Genomic DNA, 25,191 nt, shown 5'->3' with positions numbered 1-25,191 from the left:
TTCCATCAATCTGTTTCTGCCTCGATCTGACTTAACCACTTATCTCCATATTTTTCGATAAACCTTTCACGGACCGGCCTTGTTGCTTCCCGAAAACGCTCCAGCTCTTCCTCGGTTAACTCCGTAATCTTCATCCCTTTCGCTTCTACAAAAGCAAAGCTGTCCTCCACTTCCTGTTGATTCATCTTTCTTTGCTCCTGCTGCACATCATCAGCAACTTTCTTAACAGCTTTTTGCTCCTCTGCCGTCAACGACTCCCAAAATGATTTACTCACCATGAACGGACTCGCATTGTAAATATGATTCGTGACTGTAAGATGATCCTGTACCTCATAGAAGTGACTGTTCACTACATTACCCACCGGGTTTTCCTGCGCATCGACGGTACCTTGCTCCAGTCCTATATACAATTCACCGTAGTTCATCGGGGTTGGATTGGCACCCAGTTCACTCCAAAGTTCCATATGCCATTCATTTTCCAATGTCCGGATATCGATTCCCTTGACATCGTCTACCGTCTTGATTTCCCTCACATTGTTACTGAGCATCCTAAACCCATTTTCCCAATAATTCAAACCAACAACATTCTGATCATCCAGTTCAGCCAAGAGACGCTCTCCAACTTCACCATCCAATACCTGATAAGCTTCCTCCTCATCTGCAAATAAAAACGGAAGCTCGAATACATTGAATGTATCAGCAAACTGGGCGATTGGTCCTGTCGACATGGAAGCTCCCTGGATCGTGTTCAACTGCATCCCTTCAAATATTTCCCTGTCTCCTCCAATAACGCTATTCGTATATACTTCCACATCGATGGAGCCATCCGTTTCTTCTTCCAGCTTCTCTTCAAATAGATACAGTGCCTTACTTAAAGAACGATCATCAGGTGTAGCGTTTGCAAGACGCATGACTTTCAGTTCTTGTTCAGCTAAAGGACCATTATTGCAAGCGCTTACAAATAACAACATGCTGATCAACGATAAAAACAAGAACAATTGTTTCATCCAACCCCTACTTTCTCCTGAATGGAACGATTGTGTTCATTTACTGATAACCTCTTGAAGTGCCACACTTCTTTTCTCACGAATGGAAAGTTTTATTGCCTCTAGTACTTCTAACGTTCTTAAGCCTGCTTCTCCAGGTACACGCGGACCAATTCTCCCCTTCAATACTTCTTCAAAGTGTGCTAATTCTGTAGCAATTGGATCCACAGTATCTTCAGGCAAGTATCGCCTCTCAATCAAAGGGTGCTTCCAGCCATATGCTTCCTCACTATATTGATAACAACGAAAGCTTGGGAAAGCCAAACTCCCTTTTGTTCCGAAAAAGTAATAGCAATCTTCCTCATAAGAATGATAGATCGGATTTTCCTTCAGATTGAATTCATAAGACCAAGGAGATGGAACACCGTCGGTAAGGAAATAGTGAATAACCGTCCCATCTTCAGCCTCCAGGATAGCCGTGACCGTATCCTCCACTTCTGCAGACCGTATCTTTTTCTTACCAACTGCGTAAACGCTTTCAATTTTTAAACCGGTAACATAGAGTAAGTTATCCAAATCATGAATGCCATTGATCAACAGCGGGCCTCCGCCTGCCTTTACACGCCACGCTTCTTTGTAATAGTCATGATCTTTGGCAAGGGCCCATATCATATTCACACCGATTAAGTCCCCGATGACCTTACTATCCAATAGGTGCTTCAAATGATTGATCTTTGCTGAATACCGGCGATGATGACCAACTAAAAGCTGTACCTGTTTTTCCCGGCAATAATCTATCATCTCCTGAGCGGCCACAGTTGTGTCTGCGATAGGTTTTTCCACGAGACAATGTAAACCTTTATCCGCACAGTACTTCACAGCTTCTTTGTGTAAGTGATTTGGTAATGTGATAATCACCCCATCCAGCGAGCAGTCATCGATCAGTTTTTTATAATCCGCGTACAAAGGCACATCCAGCTCCTTTGCCCGTTCTTTTGCACTCGCATTATTTCCGGCAACTGCCGCCAATGTAATTCCAGTCATCTTTTTCGCTTGTTGAGCCAATGTAAAGCCATGATTCAAACCGAGTACCGCAATCTCCAACTCCATTCCTCCTTTTTGCATACTAGTATACAAGTTATGGACGGCACAAAGCTCATCTACTGGGATTGAGCTTCAAAATAATCGGCATACTTTTCCATTATGTCGCCATAGTGCCTGGCAGCTGTGTCGAGATGCTGATTCAGCCTTCGTGCAACCCCTTCCCTGTCATTATTCTGGATCAACGCAATCAACTCGTCATGGTCATGTATGACACGATCCATTTCCCTTGTCTCGAAAAATTCCAAATAACGGATCCGATTCACATGGCCCCTGACCTGACGTACGACAGCTCTTAAAGTATGATTGCCGCATATTTCAAGGATCTTATCGTGGAACACTTCATCATAGTGGTAGAAAGTAATAACGTCATGCTTTTTAGCTGCATCTCTTTGTTGGTTCATAATATGCTGTAAATCCGCCCTATAGTCACTTACCTGTAAATTGGATTCTTCCCACCTGGCAGCTGCTTCCTGAAACGCAACTGCTTCCAGACTTTTTCTAACCTGTATCGCTTCCTGTACCTTTCTCTTTGAAATATACTTCACCCGAATCCCTTTTTGCGGGATGATCTGCAGGAACTCCTCTGAAGCAAGTATTTGAATGGCTTCCCTTACAGGCGTTCTGCTTAATCCTAGTTCTTCAGCTATCGTGTTCTCATAAATCATCTGCCCTGGTTTGTAATCTAACGTGATAATCTTGTTGTATAAGTGTTTATAAACTTCATAAGCCAATGTCTTACGCTGGACAGTAAACTTATTCATTCTTATCAACTCTTTATCCTCTGGTTTGTATAAATCAGAAATGATACTAGTATACAAGTGGTTGCACTTCATGCTTACACTGTATGCTCGTTGTTGAGATATATTGCCTGGTCGTTTTATTTTCAAATAAAAAACAGCAAGAGCCGCATAAAGCCAAACTCTTGCTGTCTTTCGTATGTATAAGCGTGCTCAGAGGGATTCGAACCCCCGGCAGACGTGGTACCGGAAACCAATTTTTAATTATGAGAAGATGACATAAGGTTTAATCACTATGCTTTTTCTTGATTTAACGCACGTATATATTATTAGTTTACATTGCTTAATACTTATGTTGGCTCAGTATGTTAGCCTTTTGGTTTGCAATCAGGTTTGCATACCAGCTTTCAAATACTCTTTATCAGTGTATCCCTTTGACCCCAACCTTACCATGGTTCATGTCCTGTACGGCAGTATTAGGAAGTATTCGGATGAATGTTGTCATAACGGGCTTTATATAGCATTGAGTAGGCTACTTTACGATAAATTGGTGAAGTTATTGGTCGGTTTGGTCGGTCGGTTGGTCGACCGCAGTGACTTTTACTTATTTACCAAGAGGGCTTCTGCAAACACCTAAGTCTTCACCTTGACTGTTTAATTCTTTTTTTAAGTTAACTAGCGGCGTACCAGAATATACTTTTTTAAGTGCATTCTCTACTTTATAAATCTCTTCTCCCTTGAGCTCCTCATTTTTTAACAATGTCTCAAACCAAGTTTTAATTTCAGCTGGCGCCAGATTACCTGCTATGGAGGATAAACGATTAAAACCGTGTCTTACACTATCCTCTAATCCCTGTTCTCCTCCAGCATAAATGTAGAATTGTTTGTCACTTTCAATTTTCAATTTCTGGATCTTAGTCTTCTCACCAGCCTCTTTGATACCGATAATATTCTTCATCGAAAGTAGTTTGTTTATAGTATCAACTTCTAAGTCAAAACCTGTCCTTGCAGGATTGTTATATAAGATTACATCCTTTCCTGATATAGAAACTAGACTCTTTGTATAATTGAAGGCTTCTTCCTGAGATGGTTTTATATATGGAGGATACCCTATCATGATAGCTGTAATATTTGTTTTACTTATATACTTAGCCAGTTCTTCTGCTTCCTTTTGTCTAACAGAAGCAACACCAAAAATGATTTCCATATTATTGGTCAACTCGTTATTCGTATCAATAGCTTCTACCAATTCTAATTTTTCACTAAGACTAAGACTATGCTGTTCACCGGTGGTTCCACAGACAAATACAGAACGAACACCTTTCTGATATAAGTTCTCTATATGATGAATTGTTCCTTCAACATTTAAGGTCTCATCATCATAAAAAGCAGTTGGTACTGCAATATGAAAGATTTCATTTAACATTTTTATTTACCTCCTATTCGTTACTTGTCTATAAATTAAGATAAAAACTTAATTTTGAATAGTACATTGTTGCTAGGCTATTGAAAGACTTATTCTTCTTTATACACTTCCAGCTCACGTTTCTTTTCATATTTAATAATATCTTCATGGAGATAGAGAGGAAGGGATCCGTCATGAACATGCATGACGGGATCCGGAAAATCATTGTGCCGCTTTTCCCAGTTGTTAACCACTTGTCTGGTCGCGCCCCATCGTCGTGCCAGATCCGCCTTTGAATATAGCTTTGGCAATTCTTTTTTCATGCTTATGCACCTTTTCTATTCTTAATGGATAAAACTAGCGAAGCAACTGCAGTAATAAATGCAATAGCAGTTGTAATCATTGTCAATGTTAACATAAGTCACCCTCCTGACTTTCGTCGGTTTTTTATTTTATCCAGGAGCTGTTATAATTATAGTGAGTAAGGGGAGTTGCCGCTCCCTTCTCTTACTTCTTGCCTTTAGCTTTGGATTTTTTCTTATTAGCTTTATGTGTTTTTTAACGACTGAGGTAGTCAAGTTTAGCAGTGCAATACTTTACTATCGCAGTTATCATTAATACATTTTCAACATCCATCTTATCTCCTCCTTACTATATATTAATTATAATATCGTTTTGTTTACATCGTAAACACAACGATATTTATATAACAATGTTTTTCACATTATACATAGTGAAATCGTAACCCTACATACTCGTAATCGCCCCCATGATTGTGGGGGATTTTTATATATTTATCACACTTTTTTCTACTCGAGTGCGATTATATGAGTAAAAGAAGGAGATGAAATGCCAACACTAATTAGATTTGAAATATATGGAGAGCATGTAAAAGCAAGAATTGAGATCGCAAAAGGATCACTTGATTGAGTGGGTATGGGTATTATCTGAAGAGGATGATATTCCATTTCCGGAATTAACTCCAAAGCATCCGATGCTTAGAAAGTTTACACACCGCGAGTTTTTTAATTTTGAGGGTTTATTTAGGCTAGATGATAGTACATTGCCAAGGTATTGCTACTTTCTAATAAAAAAACCTATTCTCTTTAGAGAATAGGTTTTTTTTAAACTATACATTATTTTAATCCCGACTTAATAATAGATTCTGTTCTTTCAAGTATCTCCTCAGTAATGAGAATATTAATACTCCAATTATAGTACCTAGAGTATTCATAATTAGGTCATTAACATCAAATGACCGATAATTATACCCTAGGTATTGACTATAAGTAAATTGAAGACTCTCGATAATTAGACTTGTAATAAATCCCAATAACACTACACTAGACTTTTTAAGTCTTTCGAATAGAACTGAAAGAGCAAAACCAAACGGAATAAATAATAGTATATTCAATGCTATGAGAACTAAATCCTGGTAATACCCAGTCTGTACACTTTCCATAATGCCAGCAAATGGTATCAGATTATTAGGAACGCCCAGATTTTCGTCTATCATGAGTTCTTTTAATTCTTTTTGATACGGGAGGGGGAATAAAGTGTAAGATACAACAAACGATAGATATATACCAAATAAGATATAGTAAAAGGATCTCAAAAGACTTTCTTTGTTTCTATTCCTAAGAAATTTTATACCAAATACAATAATGAATATTGTACTAATTAATATAACTGGAACATTACCATTAATCATAATACCACTCACTCCATATTAATAACTTAGTGTACCGGAACCTTTAATCTTAGCACCATTTGCATTTTTCCAAATTTCATATCCGTATGTATGACCTTTTTTAACTTTAGTAGTTTCTACTTCATACGGAGAACCTTTTTTAGATTTAGAGAATTCAAGTTTATCAATTAAAGTGGAGCTAAAAGAACCCTTTTCGTAAATATGAATAGTGAAATAGTTATCTCCGCCCCAACTGCTCATATTAACTGTAGCTTTAACACTCTCTTTAGTAGATTTATAACGACCAATGGCTATTTGGTGTTTAATCTCAAACGAAAAGCTCTTAGATGCTGCATCCACAGCAATTGGTGCTACCATTATTAGTGTAACAAGTAAAATGCCTAGTGTCTTCAAAAATTTATTCTTCAAAACAATTCTCCTTTTTTTGCAAATCTCACCTTACTTCCCTCCATTTTCCAATAATATATGTTTATTGTTAAATTTACAATAATTTTCTCAAGAAAAATTAACATAATTAATATACTATGTTAATTACTCCCTCTAAATATTTTTATATTTCATTCCTCTACTAGTAGTTTTTGCTAGATTTTATTAATTTTGCTATAATAATGTCTTGGGTAATAATAAGGTACAGGAGAATTATAAGATGAGTGAAAAAAAACTGTTTTCTACTCGTAGTAGAATTAAAATCCTAGCAATAATTGTTTATGTTACTTTCTTTCTGCTTTTTTTAACTATGTTAATCGAATGGATAATATCAAATTATGGATAAATTTAGATATTTTCTTAAGAATATAGATTATACTTATCTGGCTATAATAGTTGCTTTTGCACTTGTAAGTTTGATAAGTCTCTACCATGTAAATGAATTGCAAAATGAGAATTTCGTTCCCAAACAGACCGCATTTTACATTATAGGTTTTATTATGTTTTTCTTAATAACGTATGCTGTAGATATTGATATACTAAAAAGAGTTTCTTTATATATCTATATATTATGTTTCATATTATTATTCGGTATACTTGTTGCTCCTAGTAGTATAAGCACGGAAATCAATAAAGCTCTAGGATGGTATTCAGTAGGAGGTTTCTCTTTTCAACCAGCTGAATTAATGAAAGTAGGTCTAATTATTCAGCTAGCTAGCATTATTAGCAGAAGTAATGAAAATACACAAAGTGTTTCGAATGAGTTTATCCTAATATTGAAACTAATCTTAACTACTGCTCTTCCCACGTTAGTTGTAATGAGGTTCCCTGACTATGGTAATGCAATGGTATTTCTTGCAATCTTAGCAATTATGCTTATAGTCTCTAATATTCGCGTTAAGGTACTAGCTGCTATATTCGCACTTCCTTTATTGATTATAGGTACCCTTGCTTTAACATACTTTATAGCTCCTGATTTCTTTTTAGATAAGATATTAGGTTTATTACCCGGTTACCAGGCAAGCAGATTCTATGGTTGGCTTGATCCTGAAACGTACACTATATCAGGATATCAACTGAATCAATCTATAATGTCCATTGGTGCTGGAGGATTAATCGGCTATGAAAAATTACCATCAATCCCTTATGCGTATTCTGACTTAATATTTGCCATAATCGGCGGAGTATATGGATTCGTAGGCACTAGCATTGTTATATTTTTATACTTTTTGATGATATATAAGATCATTTCTATTTCACAAAGATACCATGATGATTTTGGAACATATATTGGCGTCGGAATAGCAGGTTTCTTAACCTTTCAAGTCTTTCAAAACGCAGGAATGAGCGTTGGATTAATGCCTGTTACTGGAATAGGCTTGCCACTTATTAGTTATGGCGGAAGTGCTCTAGTAATTACTTTAATGGCCTTAGGCCTTGTAATGTGCATAAAAGCAAATACATTAACACTATCATTTAGTAGTCAATCAAATCGTTAAATACAATAAGCCCCTCTCCAATTAAGGAAAGGGGCTTTTAGATGGACCACGCTACTTTAAATTTTTGGAGTAAATCCCTCCGGCTAAGGAGCTATTATTATTACATGTCTCAAAATATATTACTTATGGTAGACTCAGGGTATATTTTTTAAAATTAAGGTTAATAGAGGCGGAGTTATTGACTGAAAGATTATTGAGAGTGGGTACAATTTACATCCCGGATTTAGATGTAAATCTTTCTTCAGAATGGTATTTCAATTCAATCCCCGACCGAATTAATCGTAACTAACCGAATAATCGATGACAAGTCAAGCTGGCCGCGCGCTCCCAACTCCAGATGCTCCCTCGTTAACCAGGCATCCTTCACAGTCGTGCAAAATCAGGCGAGTACGTCTTGATACGGGTAAGGCGCTTCTCTCCGAGGGCTTTTAGGCTCTGAGAAAATCTTATAATTTTCACAAACAAAAAAAGGTACCCAATTTGGTACCTTTTTTGTCTGAAATATGTTCTAGATTTAAGTTTCAATTTTATACGATTTCTTAATCTCACCGGAAGTAGTCGACTTTCTCTTCATAACTTCTTCCTAAGTCAATAGCTTGAGGATTTCAATCATCTATGACTTCAGAACATCCTCTGTATTCAAGGTCATGATATATACTTGAATTAACTCTTATTACGTTCGTAATTGAACAGGGATTTACATGCCTTCTTCTTAACGAAAAGATTGAGAAAGCATAGTGAATGTCTTTTCTAATTAATCAAAATAAAACCCAATTCGTAATGAATATTTATTTTCTGAATAAGACAAGCCCAAATTATACCTTTAAATATCTGATTTATATTCTGTATGGGAAATGCCTCTATCCTGCAAGATTGGAACAATTAAATCCACGAAATTCTTTAAACCTGTTGGATATTCCTGTTGTATCCCTGACACCCGCTTCGTGCCATTCCTGAACTGTGCGTGGCGGACGTTTGCCTCGCGTAATTGCACGGGGTCGACCTACGGTCAGTACCCCATCCTCTCCGATGAGCGCCATACAGGGAATGATCTTATAGTCTGTCAACAGGTTGTTCCTGTCGAGCCTGTCTCGATGCAAGGACCTAGTCAGTACTGCTGGCAGTCCTAGGTGATTGCGGAGGGTTTTCCCCTCGTAGCCATCGTGGAAAAGACCGCGTTCGCGCAGGACCGGGACAACATGATTGATGAACCATCAATCCCGGTGTGGAAGTCGTCAAAGTTGAGCATAAACCCGTCCGCAACCCTTCTATTAAAGATGGGCGTTCATCCTATGTTTGTGCAAGAACGACTAGGGCATGCCAGCATACAAATAACCTTAGATACCTACTCTCATTTAATTCCAGGTATGCAATCAGCAGCTGCTAAATGTTGGACCAGCTTTTCAATAATAAAAGGATTGAAATTATTTCGGAACCTGAAGGTTTGCAAAATGTTTGCAAACTGCTTTTGAGCAAAAAAACAGCAAGAGCGGCATAAAGCCAAACTCTTGCTGTTTTTCTATGTATAAGCGCGCTCGGAGGGATTCGAACCCCCGGCAGACGTGGTACCGGAAACCAATTTCTTTTTATATGGACGTGACTAGAGATATCTAAATTACATTATTATGCGGATTTCACCTGCTCCTTTTTCAATAGCTTTATGACTTCTATTTCTATATAGGCTCACTACGTTAGAAAAAAGGTTAGAAGAATCCAGTTACTGTCACAGTATGTCTATGATATTTCTTCTCCAATAATGAGCCACTGAACCCAACCTTACCCTGGTTCATGTCCTGTACGACAGCATTAGAATGAGCTCTTATATGAGGTCTATATTATGGTCTATATCTCTATACCAATGCTTTTTTAAAAATGTCTAAAGTATAACCACCTACATAAAAATAAACAATAGGATGGATTTTCAATATCTGTTATAAGACGGTCCTTCAACAAAAGATACGAATTTTATTCCTTTCGTATTATTTCAACTAGTTATTTCTGATTGCACACTTTTTTAGTTATTAGAAGAAAAGACCTCATCCTCAGCCATCATAACTCCCTATATGAATATTACAACCATAAAAGAAAATAAGAATATCCCCCCCTATTTTTGGAACAATACAATTGATTGTATTAACGAATAAGGAGGTTAATTAGAAATGGATAATCAAAAATTAGCCGCTCATGAATCTTTGGATTTACATGAAGTAATTAATTTTAAAACCCTTTGCTTAGCAAAATCAAAAATAATGCAAGGACTAGTATTTGATCAGGACTTAAGAGCTTTAATGCAAAAAGATGTTGAACAATCCATGCAAGCGCTCGGAGAATTTCAGGCAGTTTACAAACGTGCACCTTTTGAAGCTCCAGTTCCTCAAAATAGACCAACACCAATAATTGATTGAAAAGGAGGCGAATTCAGTGAACAATGACTATTTAGACCCTATAAACGCGCTGCACGTACCTGAGCTAGCAGATACTACATTTGCGATGGATTTTCTTCTACGTTCCAAAGAAGGTGTTCGTAATATTGCTGTCGCTTTAACAGAGTCCGCATCACCTGATGTTAGGGCCCTCTTACGCAAACAGTTAATACAAGGGATTGCCATGCACCAGGAAATCACAGATCTAATGATCAGTAAAAAATGGTTCCATCCACACGAATTAAGTGAACAATATCAGCTAGATCAACTCTCAGCCAATAACACACTGAAGATTGGAAAAATGAATCTATTCCCAGCTGAGACCAATAGAAAAGGTATGTTTGATCGGACACCTGATGAACACTAACACTGGAGGCTATATCTCATGAAGGCAGTAACATATCAAGGTATCAAAAATGTAGTAGTCAAAGATGTTCCAGCTCCAAAAATTGAAAAACCAGATGATATGATCATCAAGGTGACTAGTACGGCAATTTGTGGATCTGATTTACATTTAATCCATGGGATGATTCCTAACTTGCAAGAAAATTACGTTATCGGGCATGAACCAATGGGAATTGTCGAAGAAGTCGGGCCAGAGGTGACTAAAGTAAAAAAGGGTGATCGTGTTATTATCCCCTTTAATATAGCATGTGGTGAATGCACATACTGTAAAAACCATTTAGAAAGCCAATGTGATAATTCTAATGACAATGGTGATATGGGTGCTTACTTCGGATATTCTGGTACAACGGGTGGATATCCTGGTGGGCAAGCCGAATATTTAAGAGTGCCATTTGCCAACTTTACTCATTTTAAAATTCCAGAGACTTGTGAAGAACCCGATGAAAAGTTAACAGTTATAGCAGATGCAATGACTACTGGTTTTTGGAGTGTTGACAATGCAGGAGTCAAGCCTGGAGATACAGTTATTATTTTTGGCTGTGGGCCAGTCGGTCTTTTTGCTCAGAAATTCTGTTGGCTAAAAGGAGCAAAGCGTGTCATTGCCGTAGATTATGTAGACTATCGTTTGCAACACGCTAAACGTACTAATAAAGTTGAAACGGTAAATTTTGAACACTTTGAAAATGTGGGAATGCATTTGAAAGAAATAACAAAGGGCGGCGCTGATGTTGTCATTGATGCAGTTGGTATGGATGGTAAAATGACGGATTTAGAGTTCCTGGCGAGTGGAATGAAGCTTCAAGGCGGAGCATTCGGTGCGTTTATCGCGGCAACTCAAGCAGTGCGTAAAGGTGGGACAATCCAGGTTACAGGCGTTTACGGAGGTAGATATAATGGATTCCCTATGGGAGACATTATGAACCGAAATGTCAATATTCGTTCGGGACAAGCACCCGTAATTCACTATATGCCATATATGTTTGAATTAGTTTCGACTGGAAAAATTGATCCAGGAGATGTTGTGAGTCATGTACTTCCACTTAGTGAAGCAAAGCGTGGCTATGAGCTCTTTGACACAAAAATGGATAATTGTATTAAAGTTGTGTTGAAACCTTAAAGAAGGAGGTAAAAAAATGAATTACGCCTTGCATGAAGTTCTTGAGGTCCATGAGATGGCTGCATTTAAGACAAATTGTCTAACTAAGTCGAAAACAATGAAAGCATTAGTTACCGATCAGAAATTAAAGAGTATTATGCAGCAAGACATTGATGTATCTACGAAACAATTACAAGAATATGCTTCTATACTTTCCAACGCTAAGCAGTAAACCAGGAGGTGAATGAGAATGAATCCAATCATTGAAAATTTAACTGGCATGGATGCACTATCAGATCAGGTGGTTGCAATGGATTTATTGATTGCAGCTAAAAGTGGTGTTAGAAATTATGCCATGGCAGTTACTGAATCAGGAACGCCTGAAATTAAAGAGATACTAACTCGCCATCTAATAGAAGCTATAGATATGCATGAAAGTATTTCAGCATACATGGAGGAAAAAGGGTGGTATCATGCTTGGGATACAAACGAACAAATCAATATAGATTTAAATAATATCGATACAGCATTGAAATTACCCACTCTGTAAAAACAAGATAGGAACAGGTTAACAAAACTGTTCCTATTTATACCTTATGGCTGTTAAATCACGCTCCCTTCCACTCCCCTACTTTAAATGGTAGGAGCAGGAAACTCATCAATTTTCATACGAAGTAAACCATAAGGTTTTTGTCTTAGGTCTTTTCCATAATGGAATCTTTCCTGCCGATGTAATTGGTTCACAATGACATACAAATATTGATCCGGACCAATTGAAAAAGTATCTGGCCATAAAATTCTCGGATCATGTGCGATAGTTTCCATTATGCCATTTGGCAATATTTTACGTATACTGTTGTTTTCATAATCTCCAGCATAAACAGTTCCCTTTGCATCGGTGATCATGCCATCAGACGCACCTTTTTCTCCCCAATACTCCACATGATAAAGTAAATCCATGTCCGGTATCGTTCTGTTTCTCAGGGCTTCTGTAGAGATAGAGAACAATTGACGACTGGTTAAGGGAGCAAAATATAATATCTTTCCATCTGGGGAAATCGCCAGACTATCTGATGCCAATCTAAATGGAGAAGTTGAACCGTCTTTGTATCGATTCATTAAAATTTGGCCTTCTACTTTCGGTATAAAATAGGGATCGGGTGAAGTCGAATTTGCTCCATTTAAACGTCTAAACGCAGTCCCAGTCTCTAAGTCTACGACGATAATCGCTCCTGGACCCCTAGAAGAAGAATCCGTTATATAAGCATAGCCTGCGTTGCCAACCCGAAAATCGAATCGTACATCATTCAGGTAAGTTGTTGGCAGGACGACATCTTCTCTGAAGGTATATACCCTTCTGATTGTATTGGTTTTTAAATCAACTGCGACTAATTTTGCCCCACCTTTAATTGGTTCAGAAAAATTCGGTGCCCCTGTATCTAACACCCAAAGTGTGCCCAAACCATCCGCAACTACACTTTGGACACTAATGAAAGTCATTGTGATATTCTCGGGGTTAACCGAATTGGTTTGTAAATCAGGGTACGGCACTAGATTATCCCTAATGATTTCTGCCACTGTAAATTTAACATCGTCTCCCCATTTCGGAAAACAAACAAAAATACGACCGGTTTCTGAAACACTAACACCAGTAGGCATAGCGCCATAAAATGCATATACCAGTTCTAACTTACCGAAATATCTTTCTGTAGGTAGCATAGGCTTCATCATATCCTCCTCAACCATTTAAACTGGATATCCCATATATGATTTATTTTTTTCTAGTGCATGTTTCTTAATATGTTTTTATATACGAGTTGAAATATTGAATTAACTATATATATTTATACTCTCATCTTGTTGAAAATGCATAGAAATAAAGCGTAAGGGTCTTACACCAAATAAAGTATTCACCTTTGAGTACCTATTCAGAAAAGATAAGGCTGTTGTAAGCAGTCAGAATAATAAAGCTTCACTCAGTAAAAAAAAAGCCCAACCCCTGAATAGGAACAGGCTTCTTACTATCGGACTTCTACATACTTAGTGGAAGCAGTAATATAACAGACCGGATTTAATTTGATACATCTTGGAGCCGCTCACAGTCAATTCTTTTGTAATTGTGAATGCTTCGCCAGTTTTTACTTTGATTGCTTTGTCATTCCAGTTGGCACTGTTGTAAGTCCATAGCCAGCCATCTGAGTTGTTTTTCACCACAACAAGTTTACCGATAACACCTTGGTCAGCATCAGAGCCAGGGTCTGTCGGTTTCTTTCCATAGATTTCACATAGAGCATCCATAATCCCCCAAGCCATTTGTGATAGGAAAGAGCTGTCTTTTAGATTTTATGCATCTTTGCTGGAATCAATAAAGCCTAGCTCAGTCAGTGCCGCTTATTTTTGTTTCTTATAATACATGGAAGTTTGCAGATTTTGCACCGCAAGTTGAATTTGAAAATCTGTTTCGGAATCAAAGTTTTCAATTCCTCCACCAGCGTCATTCCATTATCTGAAATCTGCCAGGAATTCTCACGATCTCCTTTATTAAAGGAATTTAGCAAGCGGCGAGTATCGACTGTATTAATCCTTATGATTTCATCTTGATAATATCCAAGAACTCAAAACCCCCGCCTTCCAGCCAAAGCTCCATCTCAGCCTTCAGTAAGTCATTAGACCTATCTTCCATCGCTTCCCTGAAAGAATCTAGACCATCAATCTTTAACCAATTTCCTCCCAATATAATTGGCCGGTACAGGTTCCATCCCCATTTCTCTTGACCATATGGATAGTTGACCAATGTGATATATTTCATGCGCTACCAAATGATGCAGAATATCAATTATTGTAAAATTCTTATCATCCCATGGGACATTCACCAATTTTTCTACAGACCCCTTTAAGCATTCCTCTATGCATTGAATAATTTCCATTCTTAGATGGTCGATAGTTCACTTACCTTATTAAGAGTTTTGTAATCACTAAAATCATAAAGAATATCCTCTTCTCCTTGTATTGCTCTAATCCAGCTATACTCAACTTCCACTATATGAAAAAGAGTGTGTAAGATACTTCCCACTCCCCCTGTACGCTGTTGTACAAGTTCTTGAAGAGTTAATTGCTGGCTCCAGAGGAACCATTCATTTCTTACCTGCCAATTGTAAACAAAAAAATTCACCATTGAAAACTCCTTGAATAATATTTTGTACTTAATTGATAGATTATACAAAGCTTCTTTTTACCCTCTTTTTCTCCTTTAATCAAACTATATTACTCCTCCAAATTTAAATAAGGTGATTTGGCGGACTATAGAGAATTCAGGTGTAAAACGGATATCATTTCACTCGTTGCACCACACTCATACAACCCTTCTACAAAGATGGGCGTTCACGCTAAAGTTGTGCAAGAACTACTGGGGCATGCCAGCATACTAATAACCATAGATACCTACTCTCATTTAATTCCAGGTATGCAATCAGCAGCTGCTGATATGTTGAGTCAGCTTTTCAATAAAAAAAGAGATTAAATTTATTTCGAAACCCGAAGTTTTGCAATATGTTTGCGAAGTGCTTATAAACAAAAAAACAGCAAGAGCGGCATAAAGCCAAACTCTTGCTGTTTTTCTATGTATAAGCGCGCTCGGAGGGATTCGAACCCCCGGCAGACGTGGTACCGGAAACCACCGCTCTATCCAACTGAGCTACGAGCGCATATGTAATTAATGTGACAACGATTATTATACTTTAAACAGCAGTTATAAGCAAGATATTTTTAAATAGAAAAGAAGCCCCACACAGGGGCTTCTGCTTATTTAGGATACATAAAGTCTGGAGCTGGATTTAGCTCTTGCTTTTCACCGTGTGCTGTTGGAGCTTCTTCATAGTTGAATTGACCACCATCAGGAGCTGTACCATTAGCCCAGCTACCTTCTTTGGACTCTTCACCTTCTGAGAAGTTGATCAGGCTGTGAGAGAAGTTATCTGCTTCAAGTTCTTTCGGGAAGGAACCAGGTACGATAATACCGTTTTTCTCTTCCAGTTCACGGGCAGCAGCAATCCATTGATTTTGGTGCATGGAGTCACGTGCAAGCAGGAAGGATAGCATGTCGCGAACACCTTTATCTTCTGTCATTTCATATAGACGGGCAACTTGCAAACGGCCTTGAGACTCCGCATTAATGTTTGCACGCATATCTGCTAGCATGTTGCCGCTTGCGATAATATAACCTGCATTCCAAGGCACACCGTTGCTATCTGTCGGACGAGGCCCTAGGCCGGCAACAATCGCATGCTGTGGGTTCATACCGCCTAAAATGGCACCGATAACAGGGTTTTTCGCTGCTTCCTCCTGTTCATTTACTGGGGCACCTTCAAGAAGACGAGCAATCATTGTTGCGATCATTTCAACGTGACCAATTTCCTCCGTCGCTGTATCCATGATCAAATCTTTATATTTTTCTTCCCCACGTGCGCTCCAACCTTGGAAGAGATACTGAAGGGCTACGCTGATTTCGCCATACTGACCACCGAGTATTTCCTGCATCTGTTTTGCAAACAATGCATCTGGCTTGTCTGGTTTTGCTGGGTACTGAAGTACTTTCTGATGATGGAACATCTTGTTACCTCCTAGGTTTTTTTGCTTTCCGCTGATTACATTCCACCTGGTAAAATTTCTAAACCATTTCCTGATGATGTAATTTAAATGAAAAATAAACCAGCTTGCAGGAGTTTACCATTTAAAAGTCAAAGTTAACGAGAGACTCTATTTCAAGCGTTTATATGCCTTCCAAGTGGGGAAGCATGGAATAGGCGAAAGAAAGTAAGTATTTTGTTTGACCTTTATTGACCTTTTAGGTAAGATAAGGTTAGTCATTACTTAGAATAATGAGCTCATATCCAAAGGAGGATCTACCATGAACCTAATCCCTACAGTTATCGAACAGACAAACAGAGGAGAGCGCGCTTACGATATCTACTCCCGTTTGCTAAAAGACCGGATCATCATGCTTGGCAGTGCGATCGATGATAATGTTGCCAACAGCATTGTTTCCCAGCTGTTATTCCTAGCAGCAGAGGATCCAGAAAAAGATATTTCCCTATACATCAACTCACCAGGCGGATCCATCACAGCAGGTATGGCTATCTATGATACAATGCAGTTCATCCAGCCGAAAGTATCCACTATCTGCATCGGTATGGCTGCATCCATGGGTGCATTCCTATTGACTGCTGGTGAAAAAGGCATGCGTTATGCACTTCCAAACAGTGAAGTCATGATTCACCAGCCGCTGGGTGGTACACAAGGACAAGCAAGTGATATCGAAATCCATGCTCGTCGTATCATCGAAATGAGAAAGAAACTGAACGAAATCATGGCAGAACGCAGCGGTCAGCCTCTTGAAGTAATCGAGCGCGATACAGACCGTGATAACTTCCTTACAGCTGAACAAGCAGTGAACTACGGCTTGATCGACAAAGTAATGGAGAAAAAACCAGTTTAAGACATAAGAAAAAGCCATCCAGCATTTATGCTGGATGGCTTTTTTCATGGATAACAAGTGTGTCAGCGAACAAATCGTGCAAGCCTTGCTTTTTTGGTGTAAAAGCTACTACTGCGTATAGGAAAAACAAAAACAGAAGACGATGAATGAAACGGCCGACTACTTCCCGGATCAGTGTATCTGACCATGACAGCCTCTCTCCGTCCTTCCGAATGACTCGAAGGCCGAATATCATTTTGCCTAATGTCTGCCCGCGCCATTTGGTCATGAAAAGAAAGTAAGCAAAAAATACCAAACCCCCAAGCAAACCGCTGACGCTCCAAATCCAAAGCGTTGCTTCACGGAAGGAATCAATCATCGTGAATGGTTTGACGATCAGACCCGTCAAGCTGAATACGACAATTAGGTCAACGATATATGCCCAAAATCGCATCCAAAATCCTGCATAGCGTCGTTCATCTGCTAATGGTGTCAAAGAAATCTCTGTTTCTTGTTGGTCATTCCTTATCTCAGCAGCTTGCTTCCCCTGAAACGTATTTTCATAGGCATCCGCTGCTTTTTCCGACGCGGTATATTCGTCCGTGTCCGTTGTTTCAGGTATATCTGTTCTGGAATAATCCTGATCGGATGACGTCAGTTCTTCTGGATGCTCACGTTTCTCTTTATCCATCTTCTAACGCCCCCTATTCCGTATAAAGATACATTGCTTCAGGTGAGTTCGATTTACCCATCAGCTGCTTGATACCAAGCAGATCAGAATCGGAAACAAACAGACCTTCGGCTGCTGTTGCCCAGAAGGAGCCCATACCAAAGCCATCTCCTGTATATTCGAATACTTCCGCGTTTTCAAGTCCTTGCTCTTCTTTCATCATAGCGATAGTATCCTCCAGATCTCCTAAATCATCGACGAGACCATTTTCCATTGCTTGTTTACCAGAATACACACGTCCGTCACCAAGTTCACGTACTTTATCCTCCGGCATACCGCGTCCGTCTACGATGACTTGGACAAAGTCAGCATACATATCGTCGATGATGGACTGCAGTATATCACGCTCTTCATCCGTCATGTCTCTTGCTCCAGACATAATGTCCTTATGCTCCGCACTCTTGATAACTTCCTCTTTGATACCGATCTTATCAGCAAGCTCCGCATAATTGAGTGAAGACATAATAACACCGATTGATCCTGTAAGTGTAGCTGGGTGTGCAACAATTTTATTCGCACTTGCCGCTAAATAATAGCCACCTGAAGCAGCCGTGTTCCCCATCGATACATAGACAGGTTTTCCGTATTCCTCTTGAATTTCCACTACCTTATCGTGAATTTCAGCACTTTCGACAACTCCGCCTCCAGGACTGTTCACTTCAATGATGACACCACCAACAGTATCATCCATGCCTGCCTGCTCTAACTGCTCTAAAAAGGCTGCATGATTATATGTACCGCTTCCCAATAGCGAAGCTTCTTCTCCCGTATCCTGAATCGTGCCTTCCACTTTCAATACAGCAATCCGATTCATCATATCTCCATCTTCCACAATTTCTTCACTCAGAAAAGAGCTCCCTGTTGCTGTATCAATCGCGTCTGTGAAGTTGGTATTTATCACAGCGAACAAAGTCTGAAAACCGACTGATATAGCGAGCAGGCCCGCTGCGATTCCGATGGCGATCCAACGTTTTGCGTTCAAAATGTAATCTCCTTTCTTTCTTATAAAAATCATACAATACATAGCCTACACTAGGATAGCCTCACTTACCACATATTAGCAAAAAAAAGCCCTGAATTATTCAGGACTTTTCTGCGGGAAAATCAGCTGGCTGCTGAGGGAGCGGTAATGAAGGCTGTCAGCTCCTCCATTGCTTCCGCCTCATCCGAACCGTCGATTTTCAAGGTGATCAATTCTTCTTGGGCTATAGCCAGGCTCATTAAGCCCATGATGCTCTTGGCGTTTACCGATTTGTTCCCTTTTTCCACAAACACAGAGGCACTGAAACGATTGGCTTGCTGGACGAAGCTTGCTGCAGGTCTGGCTTGCAAACCAGTATCCAGGGTGACACGCAAGGTTTTTTGGATCACATGTGATTCCTCCCATCTTCCAAGTAAGCGCTATCAAAATCATGAAAAAGAAAACACCCAATTGAGTGTCTTCTAAGTATACCACAAGCTATATCGGCTTTATACCTGCTTACGCTTTTTTAATAGATGTTCCATTACGAAGTCTATCCGCAAATTCATCTATTTTGCGAAGGCGGTGGTTGATTCCGGATTTACTGATCTTTCCGGTGGAAACCAGCTCGCCGAGTTCTTTGAGTGAAACATCCTGATGCTGGACACGAAGTTCAGCGATTTCCTGCAGCTTATCAGGAAGTGCCTCAATTCCAACTGTGTTTTTGATGAAATTGATATTCTCGACTTGGCGGAAGGCAGCTCCGATTGTCTTGTTGAGATTCGCTGTTTCACAGTTGACCAGCCTGTTAACTGAGTTACGCATATCCCGGACAATCCGGACATCCTCGAATTTAAACAATGCACTGTGAGCACCTGCGATATTGAGAAATTCCGTGATCTTTTCCGCTTCCTTCAAATAAGTAATAAAGCCCTTGCGGCGCTCTGTACTGCGGGCGTGCAGATCAAATGTGTTCATCAGCTCGCAAAGCGCATCACTATGTTCTTTATGCGTATTGAATATTTCCAGATGGTAGGAGGATGTTTCCGGGTTATTTACCGATCCTCCTGCCAAAAATGCGCCACGCAAGTAGGCTCTTCGCTTTTCAGCGGTATCTGTGAAAGATGTGCTGATCGTACGGACAAAAGTGAATTGATCTTCGAGGATTTCCAGATTGCGCAGCAGGTCATCCACTTGCTTATTCAGTCGCACGATATACACATTGTTTTTCTTCAGCTTCATCTTTTTTCGTACAAGCAATTCGATAGGATGCTGATAAATCGACTTCAGCAGCGTATAGATACGTCTTGCGATGGCCGCATTCTCCGTTTGGACATCCAGCATATATTCCTGTCTCGAATAGGAGACAGAGCCGTTCATCCGGATCAAAGCTGCAAGCTCGCTTTTTACATCCGTCATTTCAATTGGAATTGTCGTCAATTCCTTCTTTATTTCTGATGCAAAGCTCACGAAGCTCTCCCCCCTTCTCGTGCCTCGCTTTTACAGCATTGCGTAAAGCAGCTTAGCTATTTTATGTGTATCATGCCGAAGCTTGCGCTGGTGATGATCGATAATATCGGCTTCAATTACTTCAAGACCTAAAGACTTTAAGCGACTGATATCATATACGACCGGTTCGGCATGCTCTTCTGCATAATTTTCACGAATATCTTGCTCAATCGCACTATTATTGACGACGATTGTCGAGACAATATCGACTCCGATATGATCATGTATTGCTTGAATATGATCTCCTGCTGTATAACCCGTCGTTTCGCCGTATTGCGTCATTACATTACATACATAGACAACCTTGCCAGGTGCGTCTCGTAAGGCATTCTCAATCTCAGGTACAATCAGGTTCGGCATAACACTCGTGTAGAGACTACCTGGACTGATGACAATCAAATCCGCCTGCTTAATCGCTTCGATCGCATCCGGCAATGGCTTGACCGGCAGCGGACTGACAAATACTCGTTTGATCTGTTTATTCGCAAGCGGGATATTTGATTCTCCCGTTACAATCTCTCCATCCGTCATCTCTGCATGCAGCACGACATTCTGATTGGCAATCGGATAAATATTGCCCTTCACCTTAAGTACACGTGATATTTCTTTGATTCCATTATAAAAGTCCCCGGATATAGAGGTCATCGCCGCCAGCAGCAGATTCCCCATCGAATGCCCCGATAATCCATTGCCATCCTTGAACCGATGCTGGAATAAATCGATCAGCATCGGTTCTGCATCGGCCAATGCGGCGATGACATTACGGATATCCCCTGGTGCCGGCATCGCAAGCTCGGTTCGCAGTTTACCTGAGCTGCCGCCATCATCAGCTACCGTGACAATTGCAGAAAGATCCACCGGAAGCTGTTTTAATCCGCGCAGCAGAACAGGCATACCTGTTCCGCCCCCGATTGCAACTATTTTTTTCCTTATCATCAGTGGCTTTTCCTTTCTACATCACGGTGCGTGACATGCGTCGCATAATTATCGCTGTACCTTTTTGCTAGGTACTCAGCTATAGCTACTGAACGATGCTGCCCGCCAGTACAGCCAATGGCTATCACAAGCTGACTTTTGCCTTCCTTGCGGTACTGAGGCAGCATGAAGGTGAGCATATCCTCAAGCTTCTGCAGGAAAGTATGCGTATCAGACCACTTGAATACATAAGACGAAACAGGTTCATCCAAGCCCGTTTGCGGTCTGAGATTCTCTACATAGAAAGGATTCGGAAGGAAACGTACATCAAAGACAAGATCCGCATCAATTGGGAGCCCGTACTTGAAACCAAAACTCAGCATCTGAACCGTGAACTCTTCATAATCGGTATCCTTGAAGCGTTTCATGATTTTCTCGCGGAGCTGCTTCGGTTTCAAAGTCGAAGTATCCACGATGAATTGTGCTCTTCCACGCATTTGATCAAGCAGTGCACGTTCCTGCTGGATACCTTCCAGAGGAAGACCTTCCGGAGCAAGCGGATGCGTCCTGCGTGTTTCTTTGTATCTGGTTACGAGCACTTCATCCTTTGAATCGAGGAATAAGACTTGCGGCTCCAGCCAATTCTCCTGTGTCAGCTTGTCCAATGCTTCAAACAAAGAATCAAAGAATTCCCTGCCTCGCAAATCCATGACAAGTGCTACCTTCTTAATATCATTGGCAGCATCACGCATCAAATCAAGGAATGTCGGCAGGAGAGCCGGGGGCAAATTATCCACACAATAGTAACCCAAGTCCTCGAAGCTTTGAACGGCAACCGTTTTGCCTGCTCCGGACATACCTGTAATGATGACGAGCTTGGTTTCATTCAACTGTTTCTCCATGCGTATCCCCCGTTTTATTCTGGTGTCGTCGGATCCAGCTTGGACTGCAGCAGCTGGCGATCCTCCGTGTAGACGAATGTGCCGAACAATGGCTCATCTGTGTTGAACATATGGGCGAATATATCCCGATCTCCCTCTGCCATCGGCAAATCCTTGATTTTCTTTTTATCTATCCATTCCAGCTTGCCTTCCTGGCTTTCTTCAAGCAGATCACCAGTATATTCCTCAGCGAAGAAGGTGAACATCATCCATTCATGCACAACTTTCTCGCCTTTCTTTATAACAAAAGTAAACGTACCTCGAAGCTCGGGTTCATGTATCGTCAATCCTGTTTCTTCCCAGAACTCCCGGACAGCAGTTTCCTTGACGGACTCACCTAGTTCCATTTTTCCGCCAGGCGCTGAGTACCATCCCTTACTCGGTTTCTTCAATAAAAGAACTTTGTCATCAACTGCCAAGATGCAGTTTGCAACACGTTGCATGCTTCCACCTCTTTCTCTGTGTAAGTGGACATGTCGGTTCGTTTTACACATCACTCTATATTATACTATTTCTGTTTATCTTCAAACAGTATTATGTTTCCTAAGTCTTTACCAAAAATCGCCGTTAATCCCTAAAAGAACAAAAAAAATGCATAGGTGCCGAGACACCTATGCCAATAACTAATTTATCTATTAAAAGGGGGTCAATTAGTTAAAACCAGTATAGCAAATGATTATGTCGCCCATGTTACAGCAGCATTAAGAATCATTTACAGGAAGGGCCTAGCTGATTACTTGCCGATAGCATTCAGCTCTTCTTTCAGAGTTTCCACATAGCCTTGAGCAGCTTGGGCAGCGATACTGCCGTCTCCTGTTGCTGTCACGATTTGTCGAAGCTCTTTATCACGTATATCCCCAGCTGCGAAAACACCCGGTACAGATGTTTCCATGCGTTCATTCGTATGAATATAGCCAAGATCATTTGTGATGCCAAGAGATTGGAACGGTTCGCTCAATGGAACCATTCCGACATAGATGAATACACCATCAGCAGTTTTTTCGTATTTTTCTCCAGTACGCTGATTCAAAAGCGTTACGCTGGATACTTTATTATTTTCACCATTGATTTCCTCAACAGTTGTATCCCAAATAAATTCAACTTTTTCATTTGCGATAGCACGCTGCTGCAGAATCGGCTGTGCGCGTAATTTGTCACGGCGGTGAACGATTGTAACCTTATCAGCAAAACGAGTCAGGTAAACACCTTCCTCAACAGCAGAGTCTCCTCCGCCGACTACGATCAATTCACGATTTTTAAAGAACGCACCATCACAGACGGCACAATAAGAAACACCGCGTCCGCTCAATTCATCCTCGCCTGGTACACCAAGCTTTTTCCACTTAGCACCTGTAGTAATGATAAGGGAACGTGTTTTATATTCTTTGTTTCCGGCGATTATAGTCTTATATTCCTTGCCGTCCTTCACTTCCTTAATATCTCCGTACGCATATTCCGCACCGAATTTCTTCGCATGCTCGAACATTTTGTTGGAAAGATCAGGTCCTAGGATGGAATCATAACCAGGATAGTTCTCTACATCTTCCGTATTTGCCATCTGACCGCCCGGAATACCTCTTTCTAACATAAGTGTATCCAGATTCGCACGGGAAGTGTAGACTGCTGCAGTCATACCAGCCGGTCCCGCACCTGCAATGATCACGTCATAAATTCTTTCTTCAGTCATGTAAATTAACCCCTTTCCTCTTTATCAGTCGTTTTATCTACTCGTTAGCATATAAGATTCTGCGCATAACGTCCATCTTTCTGCCTATAGCTTTTAAGAAAGCCAATAAAAATCTTCTTTTGTCAGATGGCTGAATCTGCGGCTGCCTTCTTGCCATAGCTTTTCAGCATAAGCTCCGTTACCAGCCTTCTTCGCCGCCAAGCTGAACCACTTATAATAGGAAGCATGTCCTTTCACTCGTCTTTTATCCAGATGAAGGAAGCGTTCAACGGCATCTTCATAGTATCCTGTCATGGAAAAGGCACATGCGATACGTAAATGCTGCTCTTCATGGATGGGGAAGATATTGCGAAGCAGACGAAGATGTTCGTCTCTTTGGTCGAGTTGATCCATGTCATGATAGAACATAGCAAGATTCACATGAGTGTAAACAGAGACTTGTTCACTCAGCAAGTGCTCTTCTTCCATTCGCACTGCTTCCTTTTGATTACCGGAAAAGAAAAGTGCTTTAGCATACTCGTGCTTCGCAAGCATATGTTCTGGAAACATACTCATCATCTCTTCCAGAATAGGCAAAGCAAACTGCCATTCTTCCCGCTCTAAATAATAAAACGCCGACTCCTGGAACATGATGAGCTCATCTTCTTCCTCTGTTGTCCAAAGCTCATCGTCCTCTTCCTCGGCTTCCACGTACGTCAATAGTTCTTCTGCCTGTTCCCGGAAGTCACCCTCCGGATCCATTTCCAGGTACAAGTTAGCGTACTTCTCTGCATCGTGCATGTAACCAAGCTTGGAATAATTATGGGAAAGCAAATAAAAGCATTCCGCGTAATCATCTCCATGCTCTTTAATGATGTCATCCAGTATATAGATTGCTTTATGGAATGATCCCATTTCCGTAAAAATAACCGACTTCTGGCAGTGATAGATCACTTCCGTCGGTTCTTTTTCGATCGCTTTATTAAGCCATTTCATAGCTTTGTCCAGCTTACCGCTTCGATAGGCTTCAATGCCTTTTGTATAATAGAAATCTCCTTCTGGAATGAAGGGGATGATATTTGACGGTCGTGCCTGCTGCTCTGCTGGTTCCAGCGTTTGCATGTGTTTCCTCCTACTGCTTTTAGATATCCCATGAAGTATACCATATTTCCACATTTGCTCCTACACTTGAAGAAAAAAAGAC

General features: G+C 40.3%; 27 protein-coding genes, 1 tRNA gene and 2 pseudogenes. 8 read left to right on the top strand and 22 right to left on the bottom strand.

The window, feature by feature from the left end:
* Window positions 1-5: 5 nt before the first annotated feature.
* The 7 genes from ACH6C1_RS04935 to ACH6C1_RS04905 all read right to left on the bottom strand — a co-directional run bounded on the left by ACH6C1_RS04935 (window position 6) and on the right by ACH6C1_RS04905 (window position 6,351).
* A complete protein-coding gene (locus tag ACH6C1_RS04935) occupies window positions 6-1,007 on the bottom strand; it encodes a TRAP transporter substrate-binding protein (protein ID WP_374075110.1) in 1,002 nt (333 codons plus the stop codon).
* Between the two features lie 36 nt (window positions 1,008-1,043).
* Window positions 1,044-2,090 carry a Gfo/Idh/MocA family protein gene (locus ACH6C1_RS04930; protein ID WP_374075108.1) on the bottom strand — a complete coding sequence of 349 codons (1,047 nt, stop codon included), beginning with the start codon at window positions 2,088-2,090 and terminating at the stop codon, window positions 1,044-1,046.
* Window positions 2,091-2,146: 56 nt separating this feature from the next.
* Window positions 2,147-2,851, bottom strand: coding sequence for a GntR family transcriptional regulator (locus ACH6C1_RS04925; RefSeq protein WP_374075106.1), 705 nt, complete (start codon window positions 2,849-2,851; stop codon window positions 2,147-2,149).
* Window positions 2,852-3,431: 580 nt separating this feature from the next.
* Complete coding sequence (locus ACH6C1_RS04920) at window positions 3,432-4,253, bottom strand: dihydrodipicolinate synthase family protein (protein WP_374075104.1); 822 nt, start codon at window positions 4,251-4,253, stop codon at window positions 3,432-3,434.
* A gap of 89 nt (window positions 4,254-4,342) precedes the next feature.
* Window positions 4,343-4,555 (bottom strand): hypothetical protein, encoded by a 213-nt coding sequence (locus ACH6C1_RS04915; protein ID WP_374075102.1) that lies wholly within the window; start codon window positions 4,553-4,555, stop codon window positions 4,343-4,345.
* A gap of 818 nt (window positions 4,556-5,373) precedes the next feature.
* On the bottom strand, window positions 5,374-5,943 hold the full coding sequence (locus tag ACH6C1_RS04910) for a VanZ family protein (RefSeq protein ID WP_374075100.1): 570 nt from the start codon (window positions 5,941-5,943) through the stop codon (window positions 5,374-5,376).
* 18 nt (window positions 5,944-5,961) lie between these two features.
* Window positions 5,962-6,351: a hypothetical protein gene (locus ACH6C1_RS04905; RefSeq protein WP_374075098.1), complete on the bottom strand. Its 390-nt coding sequence runs from the start codon at window positions 6,349-6,351 to the stop codon at window positions 5,962-5,964.
* A 356-nt stretch (window positions 6,352-6,707) separates the two neighbouring features.
* Here ACH6C1_RS04905 and ACH6C1_RS04900 point away from each other — a divergent pair, with 356 nt between their 5' ends.
* The 7 genes and pseudogenes from ACH6C1_RS04900 (at window position 6,708) to ACH6C1_RS04870 (ending at window position 12,342) form a co-directional block, all read left to right on the top strand.
* Entirely contained in the window at window positions 6,708-7,868 is a 1,161-nt protein-coding gene (locus tag ACH6C1_RS04900) for an FtsW/RodA/SpoVE family cell cycle protein (RefSeq protein ID WP_374075096.1), read from the top strand.
* 1,259 nt (window positions 7,869-9,127) lie between these two features.
* Window positions 9,128-9,340 (top strand): annotated as a pseudogene (locus ACH6C1_RS04895) (hypothetical protein); the annotation flags it as partial.
* Between the two features lie 687 nt (window positions 9,341-10,027).
* The gene (locus tag ACH6C1_RS04890; protein WP_374075094.1) at window positions 10,028-10,273 is read left to right on the top strand and encodes a spore gernimation protein GerQ; all 246 of its coding nucleotides are present in this window, start codon (window positions 10,028-10,030) and stop codon (window positions 10,271-10,273) included.
* Between the two features lie 16 nt (window positions 10,274-10,289).
* On the top strand, window positions 10,290-10,658 hold the full coding sequence (locus tag ACH6C1_RS04885) for a spore coat protein (protein WP_374075092.1): 369 nt from the start codon (window positions 10,290-10,292) through the stop codon (window positions 10,656-10,658).
* Window positions 10,659-10,676: 18 nt separating this feature from the next.
* Window positions 10,677-11,813: a zinc-dependent alcohol dehydrogenase gene (locus ACH6C1_RS04880; protein ID WP_374075090.1), complete on the top strand. Its 1,137-nt coding sequence runs from the start codon at window positions 10,677-10,679 to the stop codon at window positions 11,811-11,813.
* Between the two features lie 16 nt (window positions 11,814-11,829).
* Window positions 11,830-12,024, top strand: a complete 195-nt coding sequence (locus tag ACH6C1_RS04875; protein ID WP_374075088.1) for a hypothetical protein — start codon at window positions 11,830-11,832, stop codon at window positions 12,022-12,024.
* 18 nt (window positions 12,025-12,042) lie between these two features.
* Entirely contained in the window at window positions 12,043-12,342 is a 300-nt protein-coding gene (locus ACH6C1_RS04870) for a spore coat protein (RefSeq protein ID WP_095223838.1), read from the top strand.
* An 83-nt stretch (window positions 12,343-12,425) separates the two neighbouring features.
* Here the strand turns inward: ACH6C1_RS04870 and ACH6C1_RS04865 are convergent, their stop codons facing one another.
* The 6 genes and pseudogenes from ACH6C1_RS04865 to ACH6C1_RS04840 form a co-directional block, all read right to left on the bottom strand.
* Window positions 12,426-13,520 carry an L-dopachrome tautomerase-related protein gene (locus ACH6C1_RS04865; protein ID WP_374075569.1) on the bottom strand — a complete coding sequence of 365 codons (1,095 nt, stop codon included), beginning with the start codon at window positions 13,518-13,520 and terminating at the stop codon, window positions 12,426-12,428.
* 312 nt (window positions 13,521-13,832) lie between these two features.
* Complete coding sequence (locus ACH6C1_RS04860) at window positions 13,833-14,090, bottom strand: hypothetical protein (protein WP_374075085.1); 258 nt, start codon at window positions 14,088-14,090, stop codon at window positions 13,833-13,835.
* A 286-nt stretch (window positions 14,091-14,376) separates the two neighbouring features.
* Window positions 14,377-14,601, bottom strand: coding sequence for a hypothetical protein (locus tag ACH6C1_RS04855; RefSeq protein ID WP_374075609.1), 225 nt, complete (start codon window positions 14,599-14,601; stop codon window positions 14,377-14,379).
* Window positions 14,501-14,967, bottom strand: a pseudogene (locus ACH6C1_RS04850) (DinB family protein). The gene ACH6C1_RS04855 and the pseudogene ACH6C1_RS04850 overlap by 101 nt, the downstream one beginning before the upstream one ends.
* A gap of 453 nt (window positions 14,968-15,420) precedes the next feature.
* Window positions 15,421-15,496, bottom strand: a tRNA-Arg gene (locus tag ACH6C1_RS04845).
* Between the two features lie 97 nt (window positions 15,497-15,593).
* Window positions 15,594-16,400 (bottom strand): manganese catalase, encoded by an 807-nt coding sequence (locus ACH6C1_RS04840; RefSeq protein WP_093880388.1) that lies wholly within the window; start codon window positions 16,398-16,400, stop codon window positions 15,594-15,596.
* Window positions 16,401-16,698: 298 nt separating this feature from the next.
* On the opposite strand from ACH6C1_RS04840, the gene clpP reads away from it, so the two are divergent.
* Complete coding sequence (clpP, locus tag ACH6C1_RS04835; RefSeq protein WP_038564644.1) at window positions 16,699-17,286, top strand: ATP-dependent Clp endopeptidase proteolytic subunit ClpP; 588 nt, start codon at window positions 16,699-16,701, stop codon at window positions 17,284-17,286.
* A gap of 25 nt (window positions 17,287-17,311) precedes the next feature.
* On the opposite strand, the gene ACH6C1_RS04830 is transcribed toward clpP, so the two are convergent.
* From ACH6C1_RS04830 to ACH6C1_RS04790, 9 genes are all read right to left on the bottom strand, one after another.
* Window positions 17,312-17,956, bottom strand: a complete 645-nt coding sequence (locus ACH6C1_RS04830; RefSeq protein WP_374075082.1) for an RDD family protein — start codon at window positions 17,954-17,956, stop codon at window positions 17,312-17,314.
* 13 nt (window positions 17,957-17,969) lie between these two features.
* Window positions 17,970-18,977, bottom strand: coding sequence for a signal peptide peptidase SppA (gene sppA / locus ACH6C1_RS04825; protein WP_374075080.1), 1,008 nt, complete (start codon window positions 18,975-18,977; stop codon window positions 17,970-17,972).
* Between the two features lie 122 nt (window positions 18,978-19,099).
* Window positions 19,100-19,366 (bottom strand): HPr family phosphocarrier protein, encoded by a 267-nt coding sequence (locus ACH6C1_RS04820; RefSeq protein ID WP_374075078.1) that lies wholly within the window; start codon window positions 19,364-19,366, stop codon window positions 19,100-19,102.
* A 109-nt stretch (window positions 19,367-19,475) separates the two neighbouring features.
* Entirely contained in the window at window positions 19,476-20,426 is a 951-nt protein-coding gene (gene whiA / locus ACH6C1_RS04815) for a DNA-binding protein WhiA (protein ID WP_374075076.1), read from the bottom strand.
* Window positions 20,427-20,456: 30 nt separating this feature from the next.
* Window positions 20,457-21,401: a gluconeogenesis factor YvcK family protein gene (locus tag ACH6C1_RS04810; RefSeq protein WP_095224103.1), complete on the bottom strand. Its 945-nt coding sequence runs from the start codon at window positions 21,399-21,401 to the stop codon at window positions 20,457-20,459.
* On the bottom strand, window positions 21,401-22,282 hold the full coding sequence (rapZ, locus tag ACH6C1_RS04805; protein WP_095224104.1) for an RNase adapter RapZ: 882 nt from the start codon (window positions 22,280-22,282) through the stop codon (window positions 21,401-21,403). Before rapZ ends, ACH6C1_RS04810 begins: the two co-directional genes overlap by 1 nt.
* A gap of 14 nt (window positions 22,283-22,296) precedes the next feature.
* Complete coding sequence (locus tag ACH6C1_RS04800; RefSeq protein ID WP_093880390.1) at window positions 22,297-22,764, bottom strand: NUDIX hydrolase; 468 nt, start codon at window positions 22,762-22,764, stop codon at window positions 22,297-22,299.
* 290 nt (window positions 22,765-23,054) lie between these two features.
* Window positions 23,055-24,008 carry a thioredoxin-disulfide reductase gene (gene trxB, locus ACH6C1_RS04795; protein ID WP_095224105.1) on the bottom strand — a complete coding sequence of 318 codons (954 nt, stop codon included), beginning with the start codon at window positions 24,006-24,008 and terminating at the stop codon, window positions 23,055-23,057.
* 93 nt (window positions 24,009-24,101) lie between these two features.
* Window positions 24,102-25,109, bottom strand: coding sequence for a tetratricopeptide repeat protein (locus tag ACH6C1_RS04790; protein ID WP_374075072.1), 1,008 nt, complete (start codon window positions 25,107-25,109; stop codon window positions 24,102-24,104).
* Window positions 25,110-25,191 lie beyond the last annotated feature (82 nt).

It is taken from the genome of Terribacillus sp. JSM ZJ617 (assembly GCF_044383785.1).
Lineage (GTDB): Bacteria > Bacillota > Bacilli > Bacillales > Amphibacillaceae > Terribacillus.
This window is presented reverse-complemented; position numbering and strand designations above follow the sequence as displayed.